Source organism: Prosthecobacter sp., from assembly GCF_044378005.1.
Taxonomy (GTDB): Bacteria; Verrucomicrobiota; Verrucomicrobiia; order Verrucomicrobiales; family Verrucomicrobiaceae; genus Prosthecobacter.
The window spans coordinates 1-16,154 of record NZ_JBILYB010000007.1; the positions used below are offsets into that span (position 1 = coordinate 1).

20 protein-coding genes are annotated in these 16,154 nt (G+C 57.9%); 13 read left to right on the top strand and 7 right to left on the bottom strand.

Going from position 1 to position 16,154, the window contains the following annotated elements:
* The coding region (locus tag AC6FTP_RS02635; protein WP_497205422.1) for a hypothetical protein at positions 1-124 on the bottom strand (124 nt) is incomplete at its 3' end.
* A 44-nt stretch (positions 125-168) separates the two neighbouring features.
* Positions 169-921 (bottom strand): 3-deoxy-manno-octulosonate cytidylyltransferase, encoded by a 753-nt coding sequence (kdsB, locus tag AC6FTP_RS02640; RefSeq protein WP_497205348.1) that lies wholly within the window; start codon positions 919-921, stop codon positions 169-171.
* Positions 922-1,088: 167 nt separating this feature from the next.
* On the opposite strand from kdsB, the gene AC6FTP_RS02645 reads away from it, so the two are divergent.
* The 6 genes from AC6FTP_RS02645 to AC6FTP_RS02670 all read left to right on the top strand — a co-directional run bounded on the left by AC6FTP_RS02645 (position 1,089) and on the right by AC6FTP_RS02670 (position 7,821).
* On the top strand, positions 1,089-1,835 hold the full coding sequence (locus AC6FTP_RS02645) for a hypothetical protein (protein WP_497205349.1): 747 nt from the start codon (positions 1,089-1,091) through the stop codon (positions 1,833-1,835).
* 227 nt (positions 1,836-2,062) lie between these two features.
* Positions 2,063-5,005 (top strand): tetratricopeptide repeat protein, encoded by a 2,943-nt coding sequence (locus AC6FTP_RS02650; RefSeq protein ID WP_497205350.1) that lies wholly within the window; start codon positions 2,063-2,065, stop codon positions 5,003-5,005.
* Positions 5,006-5,026: 21 nt separating this feature from the next.
* The gene (locus tag AC6FTP_RS02655) at positions 5,027-5,950 is read left to right on the top strand and encodes a tetratricopeptide repeat protein (protein WP_497205351.1); all 924 of its coding nucleotides are present in this window, start codon (positions 5,027-5,029) and stop codon (positions 5,948-5,950) included.
* Between the two features lie 63 nt (positions 5,951-6,013).
* On the top strand, positions 6,014-6,862 hold the full coding sequence (locus AC6FTP_RS02660) for a MotA/TolQ/ExbB proton channel family protein (RefSeq protein WP_497205352.1): 849 nt from the start codon (positions 6,014-6,016) through the stop codon (positions 6,860-6,862).
* Positions 6,863-6,903: 41 nt separating this feature from the next.
* Entirely contained in the window at positions 6,904-7,341 is a 438-nt protein-coding gene (locus AC6FTP_RS02665) for an ExbD/TolR family protein (protein ID WP_497205353.1), read from the top strand.
* Positions 7,342-7,347: 6 nt separating this feature from the next.
* Positions 7,348-7,821: an ExbD/TolR family protein gene (locus tag AC6FTP_RS02670; protein ID WP_497205354.1), complete on the top strand. Its 474-nt coding sequence runs from the start codon at positions 7,348-7,350 to the stop codon at positions 7,819-7,821.
* Between the two features lie 63 nt (positions 7,822-7,884).
* On the opposite strand, the gene AC6FTP_RS02675 is transcribed toward AC6FTP_RS02670, so the two are convergent.
* Positions 7,885-8,556 (bottom strand): SanA/YdcF family protein, encoded by a 672-nt coding sequence (locus tag AC6FTP_RS02675; RefSeq protein WP_497205355.1) that lies wholly within the window; start codon positions 8,554-8,556, stop codon positions 7,885-7,887.
* A 48-nt stretch (positions 8,557-8,604) separates the two neighbouring features.
* Here AC6FTP_RS02675 and AC6FTP_RS02680 point away from each other — a divergent pair, with 48 nt between their 5' ends.
* Positions 8,605-9,648 carry a Gfo/Idh/MocA family protein gene (locus tag AC6FTP_RS02680; RefSeq protein WP_497205356.1) on the top strand — a complete coding sequence of 348 codons (1,044 nt, stop codon included), beginning with the start codon at positions 8,605-8,607 and terminating at the stop codon, positions 9,646-9,648.
* Between the two features lie 33 nt (positions 9,649-9,681).
* Positions 9,682-10,113: a DUF5069 domain-containing protein gene (locus AC6FTP_RS02685; RefSeq protein WP_497205357.1), complete on the top strand. Its 432-nt coding sequence runs from the start codon at positions 9,682-9,684 to the stop codon at positions 10,111-10,113.
* Here AC6FTP_RS02685 and AC6FTP_RS02690 read toward each other — a convergent pair whose 3' ends face one another.
* Complete coding sequence (locus AC6FTP_RS02690; RefSeq protein WP_497205358.1) at positions 10,114-11,028, bottom strand: glycosyltransferase family 2 protein; 915 nt, start codon at positions 11,026-11,028, stop codon at positions 10,114-10,116.
* 123 nt (positions 11,029-11,151) lie between these two features.
* Here AC6FTP_RS02690 and AC6FTP_RS02695 point away from each other — a divergent pair, with 123 nt between their 5' ends.
* The 5 genes from AC6FTP_RS02695 to AC6FTP_RS02715 all read left to right on the top strand — a co-directional run bounded on the left by AC6FTP_RS02695 (position 11,152) and on the right by AC6FTP_RS02715 (position 14,673).
* Positions 11,152-11,943 (top strand): DUF1751 domain-containing protein, encoded by a 792-nt coding sequence (locus tag AC6FTP_RS02695; RefSeq protein ID WP_497205359.1) that lies wholly within the window; start codon positions 11,152-11,154, stop codon positions 11,941-11,943.
* Between the two features lie 63 nt (positions 11,944-12,006).
* Complete coding sequence (gene nrdR / locus AC6FTP_RS02700; protein WP_497205360.1) at positions 12,007-12,495, top strand: transcriptional regulator NrdR; 489 nt, start codon at positions 12,007-12,009, stop codon at positions 12,493-12,495.
* A gap of 6 nt (positions 12,496-12,501) precedes the next feature.
* Positions 12,502-12,855, top strand: a complete 354-nt coding sequence (locus AC6FTP_RS02705) for a histidine triad nucleotide-binding protein (protein WP_497205361.1) — start codon at positions 12,502-12,504, stop codon at positions 12,853-12,855.
* Between the two features lie 55 nt (positions 12,856-12,910).
* Entirely contained in the window at positions 12,911-13,333 is a 423-nt protein-coding gene (locus AC6FTP_RS02710; protein WP_497205362.1) for a hypothetical protein, read from the top strand.
* Positions 13,334-13,374: 41 nt separating this feature from the next.
* Complete coding sequence (locus AC6FTP_RS02715) at positions 13,375-14,673, top strand: MFS transporter (RefSeq protein ID WP_497205363.1); 1,299 nt, start codon at positions 13,375-13,377, stop codon at positions 14,671-14,673.
* Between the two features lie 6 nt (positions 14,674-14,679).
* Here the strand turns inward: AC6FTP_RS02715 and AC6FTP_RS02720 are convergent, their stop codons facing one another.
* The 3 genes from AC6FTP_RS02720 to AC6FTP_RS02730 are packed head-to-tail and all read right to left on the bottom strand — an operon-like array spanning position 14,680 to position 16,150.
* Positions 14,680-14,844 carry a hypothetical protein gene (locus AC6FTP_RS02720; protein ID WP_497203635.1) on the bottom strand — a complete coding sequence of 55 codons (165 nt, stop codon included), beginning with the start codon at positions 14,842-14,844 and terminating at the stop codon, positions 14,680-14,682.
* 27 nt (positions 14,845-14,871) lie between these two features.
* Positions 14,872-15,093: a DUF3185 domain-containing protein gene (locus tag AC6FTP_RS02725; protein WP_497203636.1), complete on the bottom strand. Its 222-nt coding sequence runs from the start codon at positions 15,091-15,093 to the stop codon at positions 14,872-14,874.
* Between the two features lie 10 nt (positions 15,094-15,103).
* Positions 15,104-16,150, bottom strand: coding sequence for a lipid A deacylase LpxR family protein (locus tag AC6FTP_RS02730; RefSeq protein WP_497205364.1), 1,047 nt, complete (start codon positions 16,148-16,150; stop codon positions 15,104-15,106).
* Positions 16,151-16,154: the final 4 nt, after the last annotated feature.

Consider the following 16,154-nt stretch of genomic DNA (forward strand, 5'->3'; position numbering starts at 1 on the left):
ACGGGTCGAACTTCTGCATGATGACCTTCAGGCCGCGGAGTTCGAGAAGGGTGGCGAGGGAGGATGCAGCGAGACCTTTTCCCAATGAGCTGACGACGCCGCCGGTGACAAAGATGTATTTCATAGGCTTGGAAGTAGGAGGGGTGGGCACGTGTGGGGGAGGTAGGGTCAGGGGGTGGTGGAAAGCTGGCGCTCGATGGCGTCGGCCTGCTCGCGGGTATCGACTCCGGGAGAGAGGTCTTCAGTGAGGATGACGCGGAGGCGGGTGCCGTTTTCAAGGGCACGGAGTTGCTCCAGGGACTCGGTCTGCTCAAGCCGCGAGGGCGGCCAGGCGACGAACCTGAAGAGGAAGTCGCGCTGGAAGCCGTAGAGGCCGAGGTGGCGGAAGTGCTGGGTGTGCGCGCTGGCATTGCGCACGAAGGGCAGGGGAGAGCGGGAGAAGTAGAGCGAGTCGCCATTCACATCGAAGACGACTTTGACGACATTGGGGTCGGCGACCAGGGCCGTGTCATGAATCGGCGCGGCGGCGGTGATCATGCGGATGCTGGCATCGCGCTGCAAAGCAAGGGCGAGCTGGTCGATGAGGGCAGGGGAGATGAGGGGTTCATCGCCCTGGACATTGATGATGGTGCCGTAATCGGGGAAGGCCTGGGCGGCCTCGGCGATGCGGTCGGTGCCGCTGGGGTGGTCGAGGGAGGTGAGGACGGCTTTGGCACCGAAGTCGGCGGCGGCCTCGACGATGCGCTGGTCATCTGTGGCGATGACGATGTCATCCACGGCACGGCATTGCTGGCAACGCTCCCAGACGTGCTGGACGAGCGGCTTGCCGGCGATGAGGTGGAGCATCTTGCCAGGGAATCGGGTCGATCCCCAGCGGGCAGGAATGGCAACGAGTGTGCGTGATTTCTCGGTGGCGGCCAAGGTGGTGTCGGGCGGGTTCGTTTGAGATGGCGCGGAGGGCGCTGGGGTGCAAGGGCGGAGTTTGAGCTTCTCGTGTTTCGGCTTTCGTCGGGAAGGGAGGTGGATGTGAAAAGTCGTGCACGAATGCTGTGCTCGGCCTACTGCTGCGGACGTTACTTTATCCCCTCATGTCTTCTCCCGGCCGCTTTATCCGCTTCGCGCTCATTATGTTTCCATTGGGTCTGGTGATCACCAGCATCGCCTCCTTTGGCATCTGGTGGTGGAAACGGACGCAAGTCGAGGAGCGCAGCTACGGCTATGCGACGGCCCTGCGGCGGGAGATGACGGTGCAGGCGCTGGACCGGTACACGAGCATTTTGCGTGAGGTAATGCAGCCTGAGGGGCAGGAGCGTCTGGCGGCGGTCGCCAGCTTCGTGGACTCCTCGATGAGTGCAGAGAACATGGGCTACGATCCACGGCGGGACCGTTTTTTTCACGGCAGTCTGGAGGTCTCGAATGTGGAGGTGGAGATCACGGGCAAGCCGCGCTGGCAGGAGGTGAGGCTGGTGCTTGTGCCTTACGGTGATTTGGCCCGCACGGAAGCTGAGGTGCAGGCTCTCGCAGGGATGATGGCGCTTGGTCATGCGATGACGGGTGAACGGCGTGAGAGTACGGTGCGCTTTGCTGCCGTCCCTTTAGGCGTGATGGATGCCAGCGGCCAGTCGGGTGTGGCGCGGCTCGGCGCGGCGATGTTTGGGCGCTCAGAACGTGTGATGCAGATCATCGTGCTGGGGGGAGTCGGCGAGGATGTGCTTCGCCAGATCAGGGATGCATTTCGAGCAGAGCAATCCGGCGCTGTCATTGAGGCGCTGCCTGCGACAGAAAAAACTGAGGCCACACTCCAAGCGATGAAGGCTGTGAAAGCGCGGCTTTGAACTGCTTGCAAAAGGCGAGCATGAAAATTTTCATCCATAAAGATTCCGTTGGTGACAAAAAAGTGCTGCCTGCTAGGCTCGTGGCCCATTTCCAAAAAAACCGACCACTTTTTTGCCTCCCACACCCACCATGATGACTCAGGACAGCCCATCGCGAATCGCAATTGTGGCAGATGATAGGTGATTGTGGTCTGTCGTTTAGCACCGTTTATCTCCCCATGTTTGTCATGCGTCATTCCTTCTGCGCTGCATTGATTCTAGTTTCCGGGTCCATCTCGGTCCTGGGACAGGCTCCGCCACCGGCTCCAGCTGCTCCTGCAGCTCCAGGAGCCCCCGCCGCCGCCCCAAGTGGTGCATTGAATATCCAGCAGGAAACCGAGGCGCTGATGAATGCAGGGCTGGCGCTTTTCCAGGAAGGTAAGTATCAGGAGGCACTCTCCAAGATTGCCGAAGTGGAGAAGAACCTCAGCGGCAAACCATTCCCGCAGGTGCTGTTTGTCAAAGGTGCCTCCTATTTCAATCTGAACGACTACCCGAACGCCATCACGGCGCTTGAGGCATACCAGGCCAGCTTTGCCGATGGTGATTACATTAATCCTGTCCGCATGGCCCTTGGTCGCAGCTATATTAACAAGGGTGAGCCGGACAAAGGCATCGAAGTTCTCAAAGGTCTCGTCACCAGCGCGCCAGCCATGAAGGCTGAAGCGGGTCTCTTCGTGGCTGAGGCATTAAAAAAACAGGGCAAGGCTGATGACGCCATCGCCATTCTGAACTCCGTGCTCGCTGATGGCACCCGCAGTGCCGAAGGTATCCAGGCCGCCATGATGTGTGCTGATCTGTATGTGGCCAAGGGTGAGCTGGATAAAGCCGGTGAACTCATGGAGAAGGTCAAAGGCTTCGCCACGGGTGGTGACAATGTCGCCCACATGAATAACATCTATCTGAAGCTCGGTGACCAGATGCTCGAAAAGAAGAGCTTCCGCGAAGCACTCGGAGCCTACCAGCTCGTCCGCCGCAAGAGCGAGATCAGCCGCATTCAGAAAGAGGTGATCGCCAAGATCGAAGAAAGCCTCAAGACCCCTGGGAAAGGGCCGATTCGTGGTACGAAAGAGGAGTTGGAAGAGAAGCTGAAGACGAATAACTCCCTGCTGGAAGAGTTGGAGAAGCGTTCCGATTACGACGCCTCTCTCTACTACCGTCTTGGCCGCTGCTACTTTGAGATGAATCGTCTCTGGGAGTCCATCCTGGCCTTTGATGTCATCGTCAAAGACTACAAGGAATTCGCCCAGCGTGACCGCTGCATGTTCGGCATGATCATCGCCAATGCCCAGCTCAAACGCGTGAGCGCCGCTCGGAAACTTTGTGAGAAGTACATCTCCGACTTCCCGGATGGTGCCGATTTGGGCACGGTCTCCGAAATGTTCGGGATGCTCGCCTATGAGAACGGCCAACTCAGTGAAGCTGTTGATGCCTTTAACAAGGCCGAGGGCTTTCCCAAGGCTGAGAAGGAGCGTCTCCGCTTCCTTCGCGGCAATGTGCTTTTTGAAATGCAGCGTTTCGATGATGCCCGCACGACCTTCGAACTCCTAGTCAATGAGTTCCCCCAGTCCGCCTATAAGGACGATGCCATGTATCGTGTGGCACTGAGCTACTTCTACCAGAACGACTCCGTCAACGTTTCCAAAGCGATCAAGGCTTACCTTAAAGAGAACCCGAAGGGTCAATACGTCATTGATGCCCGCTACCGTCTGGCTTTCATCAAGTTCCAAGCCCGCGAGACGGATGACGCTATGAAGGATCTGGAGAGCATCGTCACAGATGCGCCGAACGATCAGAACATCGGTCAGGTCTATGCGCTCCTCGGCGACGGATACAATCAGAAGCAGGATTATGAAAAGGCTTTGGATAATTTCGCCCAGGCTGTGGACAAGGCCAAATCGGATGACGTGCTGAGCTACGCCATGGACCAAGCGACCGACCTCTACGCCTCCATGGGCAAGTGGAAGGAACTCGGGGACATGTGGGACAAATATCTCAAGACCCACAAGGACAACGAGGAACAGGAACTCAAGGCAGTCCTTTGGATTTCCCGCGCTCGCGTGAAGGAAAACAAGCAAGACGAAGCCAGGAACCTGCTCGCTACGGCAATCAAACCCAAGATTCCCAATCCTGCCAACGAACAGGTCGAAGGACTCATCCAGCAGCTCGTTTCCCTGATGGCGCCGAAGCGCCGTGCTCGCCCCACCGCTGCTCCAGCCGCACCTGCACCCGCCGCAGATGGTGCAAAACCAGCTGATGGAGCCGCTGCTCCTGCTCCCACTCCGGCACCAGTGCCTGCGGCTCCTGTTGTCACCTTTGAGGAAGTCGAAAAGCAGCTCGAAACTCTGCTCACACCGCCTGAGGCTGCCATGAATGGTACCGCTCAGATGCGCATCCTTTTTGCCAAAGCCTGGCTCGCCAAGACCATGCGTGAGCCCGAGAAATCCGAGAAACTCTTCACGATCATCATCGAAGTTGCTAAAGCCGAGGATCTCAGCCCGATGTTGCTTGCCACCGTCGGTGATAATGCTCGCAAGAAGGGGGATCTCGACAAGGCCACAGCCTGCTACAATCGCCTCAACGAGTTCTTCAAAGACACTGAGTATGCCGACGGCGCCGCCGTGGGTCTCGCTGAAATCGCTTTTGAAAAGAAGGAGTATGACAAAGCGCTCGAACTCTTCCGCAAGGCCATGGTGGAATACGAGGGCAGTTCCCGCCTCCTCGATGCCACCCGTGGTGAAGCCAGGAGTCTTTACAAACTCAAAAAATACGACGACGCCAAGAAGATCTACGAGAACATCCTCAATACCAAGGAATGGCGTGGAGAGGCCCATGCTGAAGCTCTGCTCATGCAGGGTGAGATGCTTTACGACCAGCAAAAGTGGGGCGAGGCCATACCCTTCTTCCAGCGCGTTTTCATCGCCCATCAGAAATGGAAACCCATTATGGCGAGGGCCTATGTCCAGTGCGCTCGTGCTTTTGTGAAGTTCAACCGCCCTCAGGAGTTGCCTGATCGTCCAAACTCGGACCGCGAGGCGGCCAAGATTCTCCTTGTTGAAATGACCAAGCGCCAGGATCTCCAGACTCTCCCTGAGATGAAGGAAGCCCAGCAGGAGCTTAGCAAACTGTAATCTGTTCTTTTCCTCCGTCCGATGTCACGCATCCTTCCCAGTCTCATCGCACTCGTTTGCCTCATGGCAGGCGCAGCGCACGGTCAGTTCCTCATTCTTAAAGACGGCAGTCGCATTCCCTCTTCCGAGTTCACCATCAAAGATGGTAAGATCATTCGCACCATTCTTCTCGGTGACGATAAGACTGCCACGACTCAGCTCCCGATTCAAAACGTCGGGTCGCTTGATTGGCCTGAAGTTACTGAAATTGCAGAGGCTCGTGGCCTGATGTCTCAGGGCAAGGCCGAGGAATCACTCGCTATCCTCGCCAAGGCCAAAACATTCTTTGGCGCTTTTGAAACCCTGCCTGGATCTCCCTATACGGAAGTCTTCTTCACTTATGTCGAGCTGCTCAGCCAAGCCGGTAAGTTTGAGGAGACTGTCAAACTCATCCCTCAGCTTAAAATCCTCAGGCTGACTGAGAGCCAGAAGATGCAGCTTCGCATCATTCAGCTCGATATTGATCGTCAGACCTCCTCAGAGTTCACCTCGATTCTTGCCGAGGCTGACAGCATTCTCAGCGAAACAGACGACTCAAGCGTTGGAGCAGCTATCTGGGCGATGATCGCTGACATTCACGCACGTCAGAAGGAATGGGAAAAAGCGCTCATGGCTTATCTCCGAATCCCCGTCTTTTACGGCACACAACTTCAGCGCGTGCCTGATGCAGAACTGAAGGCTGGTCAGATGCTGGCCAAAATGAAGCGTTATGAAGATGCCCAAGCCGTTTTCAAACGCCTCAATGAATCTTACCCCGGCTCTGCTGTGGCCGATCTTGCTTCCAAAGAACTCGCCAAAATCAATGGCATGAAGAATGAGCCCGAAACCGAGGCAGGCAAAGATGGCGCAGCCAAGGAAGGCGAGGCCGCCAAGCCTGCCGAAGCGACGACCGCCCCTGCTAAATAATTTCTTGTTTCAGTCTTTCCCCCAAACACATCCCAATCTAACCGTCATCATACCCTAGCCACCATGCACCTCCGCACCCCTGCCTCCCTGACCCAGTCCCTCGTCCGCGCCGCGGCCTGCGCTCTGATGCTCTTCGGCAATCTCGCCGTCTTTGCCCCTGTCCACGCCCAGGAGCCAGCTCCTGCTGCTGGTACAGAGGCACCGACCAAGATCGAGCATACGCTCATGGATCGTTTCCATGAAGGTGGCTGGGTCATGTATCCCATCACAGCTTGCTCCATCGCTCTCATCTGGCTCACCGTGGATCTCTGGATGCGCACCAGCCTCAAAAAGATGGCTCCTCCTGCCGCCGTGGCTCAGATTCAGGATCTCTTCCGTGCCGGCGACTATGTCGGTGCCTATCAGTTCGCCAAAAACAATCCATCCCCCTTTAGTGATGTGTCCCGCGTTGCTCTCAGTTTCGTCGGCGATGGAGAGGAGGCGGTCGATAACGCTCTGTTCACCGAGTTGAACAAAGTGAACTCCACCATCACCACCCGCATCAATTACCTTTCCGTGATCGGGGTTTGCACGCCGATGATCGGTCTGACGGGCACCGTGACAGGGATGATGAGCGCTTTCGCCACTCTCGGCACCAGCGGCGTGGGTGATCCATCCAAACTCTCCGGTGCTATCGGTGAGGTGCTCATCGCCACCGCGTCTGGCCTCTTCATTGCCGTGCCGGCCTTCATGTTCTTCTACTTCCTGCGCAACCGCCTCCAGTCCGCCATGACCGGACTTCAGGACGTCATCGCTGCTCTCTTCCGCAAGATGCCTTACAGCCATCTCAAAGATGCACACGTGGGCGAAGAAGAGTTCTACGCAGCCATCCCGAACTGGGTCGGTGGCGAGCCTGTGGCTGTCGCTGCCTGATTAGCATTGAACTGTAACACCAACTTTAACCTGATACCACTATGGGCGGAGGAGGCGGAGGCGGCGACGGCGAACCAGAGTTCCAGATCGCTCCGATGATTGACGTGCTGTTGGTGTTGCTCATTTTCTTCATGAGCATCACCTCGGCGCAGGTGCTTCGTATCGACAAGGATATCAAACTCCCTGTCGCTGCTGACGCGAAAAAGAAGGAGGACAAGAACGCCATGTTCGAAGCCGCCATCAACATCCGCTGGCTCTCGGGCAAGCAGGAATCCAAGATCAAGCTCGATGATCGCGAACTTCCAAACGAGGAGATCGTGAGCACCCTCACCGAGCGTAAAAACAACAATCCGACCTACCGCGTCGTCATTCGTGGAGATCGCGATACTCCAGCGGTGGAAATTCAGAAGGTCATGGCCTTGATTGCCCAGTCGGGCATTGATGACATCTCCTTCTCAGCCCTCAACCAGGACAACTGATCTATCATGGCCCACGGACACGGCTCAAAGCATCGCACCATCGAAACTGACAATCTCGTCATGGGCTTCCAGATTGCACCCATGATTGACGTGGTCTTCGTAATCATGCTCTTTTTCATGGTCATGGCTGGCGCAGTCAAGGTGGAGCGCGAACTCAAGACGCAGCTCCCCGGCATCGGTACGCCAGCCCTCAGCAATGAGGACACTCCGCCCGATGAAATCATCGTCACCGTCGAGGAGACAAACATCGTCACGCTCAACGAGGAAGAATTCGATACACCAGAGAACAAATCTCTGCCCAACTTTACCGCCACACTGATGCGCCTCAAGCAGGAGGCTGATAGCCGTAACGCCAAGGTCATGGTTACCATCCAGGCTGAAGAGCAGGCTCGCTACGAGCGCGTCATTGATGTGCTCAACGCCATGGCCAAAGCCCGTATCGGTAACGTCACCTTCACCGTTGGTGGTGAGGAGTTCTAATTTGTAGCATAAGCTTTTCGAGTCTGTGATTCGGCCTGGAGGCGCAACAGCTTCCAGGCCGTTTCATTTCTGGGTGATCACCACTGGCGGCCCGTCAAACTTCGGACGGGTTTGCAGCAACGTCACATCCAGCACCGCCTGCACCCGCGCTAGATACTCCCGAAGATAGGTCGTGGGAGCGATGCTGCGTGAGACATCGGCGGCGTCGAACCCTTCAGCATCCAGCCCGTGCCGACGAGCCAGGAAGATGGCCCGCTCATTGTGAAAATGCTGGGAGACGATGATGAAGCGTGTCTGGCCGAAGATGCTCTGAGCACGCACCACGGAATCAAGAGTGCGAAAGCCAGCGTAGTCGCAGTAGATCGCCGCCTCCGGCACGCCTCGGGCGACCATTGTTTCCTTCATGGCCGTGGGTTCGTCGTAGTCGTGGCTGCCGTTGTCCCCGCTGACGATGAATGCCTTCACTTTGCCCGCGCGATACAGCGCCACGGCCGCAGCGATGCGATGCTCGAAGAACAGATTGGGACTGCCAGCGACCTTCGGTGAGCAGCCAAGAACAAGCGCGACAGGCGTGACCGGCACGGCTTCCACCTTGTGATGGCAATGGCTCGCGGCGCTGTGCTTCACCCACGCATCACAGCCCCAGATGACGGCGGCGGTCAGCCAGAAACCTATCACGAAGAGCAGCATGGCTTTTCTCCAGGTCAGCCAGCGAGAGATGAGAGACAGACGCATGTGCTGACGATACTGCTGCGCTTCGCCAAGACCGCAAGCACGCCCATCATGACCCGCCGACACTTTCTCACGACCACCGCCGCCTTTGCTGCTTCTCAATCCCAAGCAGCCACACCTCGGCTGAAGATCGGCCAGATCGGCACCAGCCATGCTCATGCAAGTGGCAAGATGGCGTCCATGCGTGGACTGCCGGATCTCTGGGAGGTCGTAGGCTTCGTAGAGGCTGATGAAGCCCGTCGCCATAGTGCCGCTGAAACGCCGACCTATCGTGGCCAGCCATCGCTGAGCGAGGCTGAACTGCTCGGCAATACCGAGGTGAAAGCTATCGCCGTCGAGACAGATATCGCCGCCTCCTGCACCACGGCTTTGCGCTGCCTCCAGGCGGGTAAACATATCCATCTCGACAAGCCGGGCGCGCTTGGTCACGACGAATTCAAAGCCATGCGTCTGGAAGCCGAGATGCGTGGCCTCACGGTGCAGATGGGCTACATGCTGCGCTACAATCCGGCTTTTGAGCTGCTCTTCCGCGCTGTCCGCGAAGGCTGGCTCGGTGAGATCACTGAGATCGATGCCGCCATGGGCAAGCTCGCTGACAAAGGCACGCGTGCGAAGCTCGGCGAACTGGCAGGTGGCGGCTTCTTCGAGCTCGCCTGCCATGTCACCGATGCCGTCGTCACGCTGCTCGGCAAGCCCAAGGCCGTTCATGCCTTCTCAACGCCGACAGGAGTCGATGGTGTGAAGGATAACCAGATGGCTGTGCTCGAATACGCGAAGGCCACAGCTGCCATCCGCTGCAATCACGCCGATCCTTTTGGCGGACCACGTCGTCGCTTCAACGTCACCGGCACCAAGGGCACTTTTGAAATCGTCCCGCTGGAGTCCGGCAAGGTGAGCCTCTCACTCACCCAAGCCCAGGGCGGCTACAAGAAAGGCACACAATCCTTTGCGCTCGATGTGCCGAAGGACCGCTACATCGGCGAGTTTACAGACCTCGCGAAGATCGTGCGAGGTGAAAAGAAACTCGCCTGGGATGCGGCGCACGACATCGCCGTGCATGAGACGGTGCTGCGTGGAGCTGGCGTGTGGCGTTGACCTGTGAGCCGATCACCTTTATCAAAAACCACCATGTCCTTCCCATTCCGTTCCCCTCGTGACACCGTCGGCGGCATCACCGTCTTTGGCCGCATCGTCGATAAAATCCGCTATCAGGCCCGCGAAGGCAAACTGCCCGAGGGCTACCATCTCGACTTCATCCCCGGCAGCCGCACGTTTGATGATCGCATCTGCACCCTGCTCGGCGTCAGTTTCGCCGCGCTCACCGCCCGCGTGTTGGAAGGCGGCACGGATGAGGAAGTGCTCGAATGGTGCTTCCAAAACGGGCGCAAACCCGACGACGAACACATTCGCCTCTTCAACGGCTTCATGCAGAAGCGCGGCTGGCGCGATGAAGCGACGGCGGGGCTGATCCAGCAACGCGCCGAAGCTGGGCTTGGTCATCGCGAGGACATCGTCACCTTCTTCGATCTCATGGATGTCGAGGAAGGCCGGATGCCGTGATCACTTCCGCAGTCGATCCCGCAGATACATCGCCCAGCCGAGCGGCAGGCCGATGAACCAAAGCAGCCTCGGCAAGACCGGGTGCAGGCTTTTCCACTGCTGCATGAGTCCTGCCTGGCAATGCAGGCTGAAGCGTGTGAACTGCACCGCCACGCGAAGTAGTTTCAGCGGGGCGGTGGTGAAGTATTTCGCCTCCAGATTCAGCACCATGCCAAACATCCGCCGGTGCCCGTCCGCATTCGTTGCCGGATCAGAGCGCCCATGCACGAGCGATGGCGCGTCCATCCAGTAGATGCGCAGTTGCTCGTTCACATGCCGCGTTTTGTAGCGCTGCGAGACCTGCGACCAGACATAGGACTCGGGGATGAAGTTCCCCTCGCAATCGTCAGGGAAGGGGAACTGGCGCAGGACATCGAGTCGAAGAAAGCCCCACTTCTCGCCATGCACACGATGCACATACTCCAGTTCGGCGGCGGTGCAGTCGAGTGGCTCGGCGGGGAAGCGATTGCCCACGAGCTTGCCATCCTGATCCTGACAAAGGCCTGTCACGCCGGAGAAATGAGCGCGTTCACTCTCGGGGATGCTTTGCCAGTGGAAATGAAGCCGCTCCAGCGCCTGCGGCACGCAGCCATCATCCGAGTCGAGTTTGATGTAGAGCTGCCCCTGCGCGATTCCGAGGCAGTGATTGTGCACTCGATGTGCCCCGCCATGGGGACGCGGCTCGTAGCGGATCGGCAGCAGTCCTTCCTCCTGCCAGCCGGCGATGAGCGCCGCCGTGCCATCCGTGCTGCCGTCATCCACGATCAGCCATTCAAAGTCCCGAAACGTCTGCGCCTTCAGGCTCTCGTAGCAGCGATGCAGCGTGTGAGCCCGGTTGTAAGTCGGGGTATAGACGGTGAAAAGCGGTGCAGACATGTGGCGGTTGCTGTCCAACGATAAGCCACCTCACCACTTTGTCTCAAGCGTTGTTCATGTTCACGGCATGGAACGTCTTGCCGCAGGCAGGAAAGCGGTCCACAGACTGCGCTGCTCTCCCCCATGCGTTTCCTCGACAAACTTGAATCCCGCTTCGGACGTTTTGCCATCCCTGGGCTGGTCCAGTTCATTGCTGGATTACAACTGCTGACCTTCATCATTTTAACAATGCTCCAGCCGGAGGGTAAAGCTGCCTATCTCAATTTCCTCATACTGGATACTGCGAGTGTGCTTCATGGGCAGGTCTGGCGCTTGTTTACCTACATATTCATTCCTGGGACCGATAATTTTCTATTCGCCATCATCGGCACCATGTTTCTCATGTGGCTCGGTCGGGGCCTGGAGGCAGCCTGGGGGCCGTTCAGGCTCACCCTTTACTTCGTTGGTGGAATGCTGGCAGTTGCTATCGGCTCCATGATCTTTGGCTACACAGCTACGGGCTTGTTCCTTTTCCAAAGCCTGTTGCTCGCCTTTGCGGTGATCTATCCCAATGAGGAGATCCTCATGTTTTTCATCATCCCGGTGAAGATCAAATGGATCGCCTGGCTCGACGTGGCACTCACGGTGTTGCTCGTCATGGGCACTCCCTCCGCTTTTTGGCCGGTGCTTTTCGCTCACTTGAACTTCCTGATCACCTTCGGCCCCGGCTTCATCAAGGAGCGCCAGCACATGGCGAAGGTCGGGCTGAAGCGTGCTGCCTTCGAATCAGCCTCGAACTCCGGCGCGGCCTTTTTTCATCAATGCACCGTTTGCAAGAAAACCGAGGTCGATGACCCCAAGCTCGAGTTTCGCGTGAATGCCGAGGGCGATGAGATCTGCGCGGGCTGCCGCGCCAAAGCGCAGAACGTAGGCTGAAAAGCACACCGCTCTTGCCATCGCGGCGGCTGGTGCCACCTTTCCCACCCCCCCACACCAACCATGCGCTGCCCTAAGTGCGGAAGTTCCCAGGATAAAGTGATCGACTCACGCGAGGCGCGGGAAGGCCATGCCATCCGTCGCCGCCGTGAATGCATGAGGTGCAACTTCCGCTTCACCACCTACGAGATTGTCGAGCGCGAGGAACTCCGCGTCGTGAAGCGCAACGGTGCCCGCCAGAATTTCGACCGCGAGAAGCTCATGTCCGGTCTGCGCAAAGCCTGTGAAAAGCGCCCTGTGAAGATGGAGCAGCTCGAACAGTGCGCTGACGACATCGCCAACGAACTCGAAGAAGAAGGCTATCGCGAGATCCCTTCCACCGTCATCGGCGCGAAAGTCATGCGCAAGCTGGAGGCCATCGACCACGTCGCCTACGTCCGCTACGCCTCGGTTTACCGCCAGTTCGAGGACGTCGGCGAGTTCATCGACGAGATCAAATCACTCGACCGCCGCCGCGCCATCACCGACGAGCAGGAAGAGCTTTTCCCGTAACCCGCCATGTCTGAGAAAACTATCTTCCAGAAAATCATCGACCGCGAGATCCCTGCGCCCCTCGTCTATGAAGACGAACTGGTGGCCGCCTTCAACGACATCAATCCGCAGGCACCCATCCATGTCCTGATCGTGCCGAAAGAGGTCATCTCGCGTGTCGGCGAAGCCACGGCGGACGATCAAGCCACGCTCGGCGCGCTCCTACTCGCCGCAGGCAAGATCGCCGACAAACTCGGCATTAAAGATCGCAGCAAAGGCTTCCGGCTCGTTATCAATCACGGCAAAGATGCCGGGGAAACCGTGCCGCATTTGCACGTTCATCTCCTCGCCGGACGTGACCTCGCCTGGCCTCCCGGTTGAGTTTTTCACCAGCGGGCGAAACTTTCACCGCCCCGGCTGGTTATAAGTCCTCGTCATGGAACCGCTCACGCCCAACGACCCGCTCTGGAACCTGCTTGGCAAAACCAAGCCGGTCGAGCCGCGCCCCAATTTCGTCCAAAACGTCGTTCGCGCTGCTCGTCAAACCCCGCAGGAGCATGGTTGGCTTGCTTCGTTGAAGGCTTGGTGGCAGGAGAGCGAACTAGGTCATGCTCCGCTCGCCTGGGCTGCCGCCGCCGTCATCGCTCTCGCTGGTATTTCCCTCACACTCGCGCCTCAAGCCGATGTTCAGATGGCTGCTCAGCCTGCCGCGACGCAAGACGCTGTCCTAAGCGAAGCCGACTTCCTCGTTCCTGAATTTGAGACCGAATGGAAGAATCTCGAAACCATGGGTGACCTCCTCGCCGTGCAGGACACCTCCCAGCTCACGGATCGAGAGATCCACATGCTGCTTTATTGAGCGGGAGAATCTCTCCTCCAGTGGCGTTTTAATCCGCCATCATGCTCGCTGAATCACCGACCAAGGTCCGTCACAAGATCCTCGCCACCGCGACCATGGTGGCTTTTTTGATGTATCTGGACCGCATCTGTCTGGCGAACATCATCGGCTCGGACTCGTTTCAAAAGAACATCCAGCTCGGCACCGGTGAATCTGACTGGGTTAAGCTGGCCTTCTTCTGGGCCTATGCGCTCTTCCAGGTGCCCGCAGGCTGGCTGAGTGATCGCTTCGGTGCGCGCGTGCTCATCACCCTCTACATCGCTGCGTGGTCGCTCTTCACCGCAGCCACCAGCTTTGCCACCGGCTTTGCCACACTCTTCATCGCACGTCTGCTCTGCGGACTCGCCGAAGCTGGCTACTACCCGGCCAGCAGCAGTCTGCTCACTCGCTGGGCGCACATCGAGGGCAGGGGATTTGCCAGCAGTGTCATCTCCTGGGGTGGACGTGTCGGCGGTGCAGTGGCCCCTGGATTGACCGCGTATGTGATCCTTGAAGCCGGAGACTGGCGTTGGGCTGGCTGGCTTTACGGAACTACGGGCATCTTTGTGGCCCTCGCCTTCTGGCGAGTTTTCCGCGAACATCCGCGTCAGCATCCTGGCTGCAATGAAGGCGAGATCGCCTTGCTGGCTCATGGTCGTGGCGACTTCCAACCTTCGAAAGATCCGCCCAAACGCTTCCCTCTTCGAGCTGCTTGGCGCAGCAGCAATCTGTGGATGGCCAATGGTGTGCAGTTCTTCACCAATATCGGCTGGGCCTTCCTTGTGCTGTCGTTGTCCGACTACCTCAAAAAGGCGATGCATCTCAATGATCAGATGGCCGGCTGGATTACCACCGCCGCGCTTTCCATCGGCATTCTCGCTCTGCCACTTGGCGGTGCATTGACGGATGCGATCACTCGTCGTCATGGCAAACGCCTCGGGCGCATGTTGCCGATGTCGATCACTAAATTCGCCGCTGCTGCCTGTTATCCCATCGCGCTTTGGACTGACTCTCCCTGGGGCATGGCCATTGCGTTTGGTCTCGTGGCCTTCTTTGCTGACATCGGCCTGCCAGCCATGTGGACTACGATGCAGGACATCAGCGGCAAGCATCAGGCCCAGCTCTTTGGCTGGGGTAACATGTGGGGTAACATCGGAGCCGGCCTCATGCCGCTGCTTTTCACCGCCGTGCTGAGGGCCTACGACAGCAATCATGACTATCACGAAGGCGTCTGGCTCTGTGCCATCGCCTTCGTGATCGCTGGGCTCTTCGCTCTCGGAGTGAATGCCGAGAAGCTCGTCGTTGAAGAGGTCGCCTCCTGATACGCCCTACTTGCCCATCAGCATGAAGATGCCAGTGACGATGGCCAGGATGGGGACGAGGATTCCGAGTGAGCCGAGGCTAATGTCAAAGGCACCAATAATGCCAACGACGAGGAGATAGACGGCTAGGAGGAAGCGGCTGATGTTGCCTTGGAAGCTGATGATTTTCATGGAGTGGATTGGGTGTGTGGACTGAACTCAGACATACTTTCCGCCTGCTGCCAGCATGATGATGCCGCCAACGAGAGCGATGCCGCCGACGATGGGCGGCAGGGGGATGGTGTGGGTCTCCTGGGTCGTCACTTTGAGAGGTCCGATGTCGATGGCGTCCTCCGTGGTGGTGTAGGTGATGCCTTGATAAACAAAGGCGAGGATGCCGACAACGATGAGTGCGGCTGCAATGAGGGTGCGTGGTTTCATAGGGAGATTTTTAGAAGGTCCAGTTGATAGAGACGGTGCCGAAGATTTGCGCCTCCTGCTGGCTGTCGAACTCCTTCGAGCGATAGACAAAGGCGTAAGCGATCTTGGTGTTCTTGATGTTCATGGCCACGCCGACACTGAGATCAGCGACGAAGGGGTTGTGACCCACGGAAGGGCCGCTGCCAAAGGTGTTGCCATCCAGGAAGATATTGCGCGCCACGGCGCGGCCATCGACTCGGGCAAAAGCATACATCCCAAGATCAAACCAAGCACGATCTGCACCCATCATGCCATCGACAGGAGTCGAAGTGGTGGCTGCGGGGCCGATAACGCCGGTGCCGAAATCATCTGGTAAATTCAGGCCGAAACGAAGTTCGGCACCGAGATTGGCATAGGTGCTGACATTGCCAACAACGGCACCTGCGTGAGGCAGGAACTCCCAGTCCAGCCCACTGCGTTTTGCGATCTTTGGCATGCGCCAGATGCGCTCGTAGGCGAGGTTCACGCCGAGTTCGTTGTGCAGTTGATTGTCCCAGCCATTCGGGTGGTCGAGGCCACGCGCATCATGGACGAGCCGCTGCGCCTCCTGGGCATAGGACCAGGAGCCGACGACACCGAGATTGAGGACGAGCGAGTTCCTCACAGTGGCATCTTTCCACACGACGCCGAGGCCCATGTAGAGCCAGCCCGCGTAGGGGCGGTCATCTTCGAGAAGGCCATACGTTTCGGTGTTGTCGGGCGTGTAAATATTCTGCCCGAGCGAGAGGACGAGGTTCTTTTGATACTCGGCCTCATTGATGTAGGGTAGCAGGTCAAACAAGGGAAGGAACGGACTGGCGTAGGGCGTGTCGCTGAACTTCTCCAAGTTAGGTGAACTCCAGGCGAGTTGGGAACCGCTCGTATAATAGCGGTCGGTGCCAGCAAAGAGGTCGTTCTCCAGATAGACGCTGATAGTGCCGCCGGAAGTGTCTTTCCCCGCACCGTGAGTCAGCACGGGGGAGAGGAGTGCGAGAAAGCCGAAGCCGATAGCCTGCGGATATGAATGTAGGTTCATCATTTGG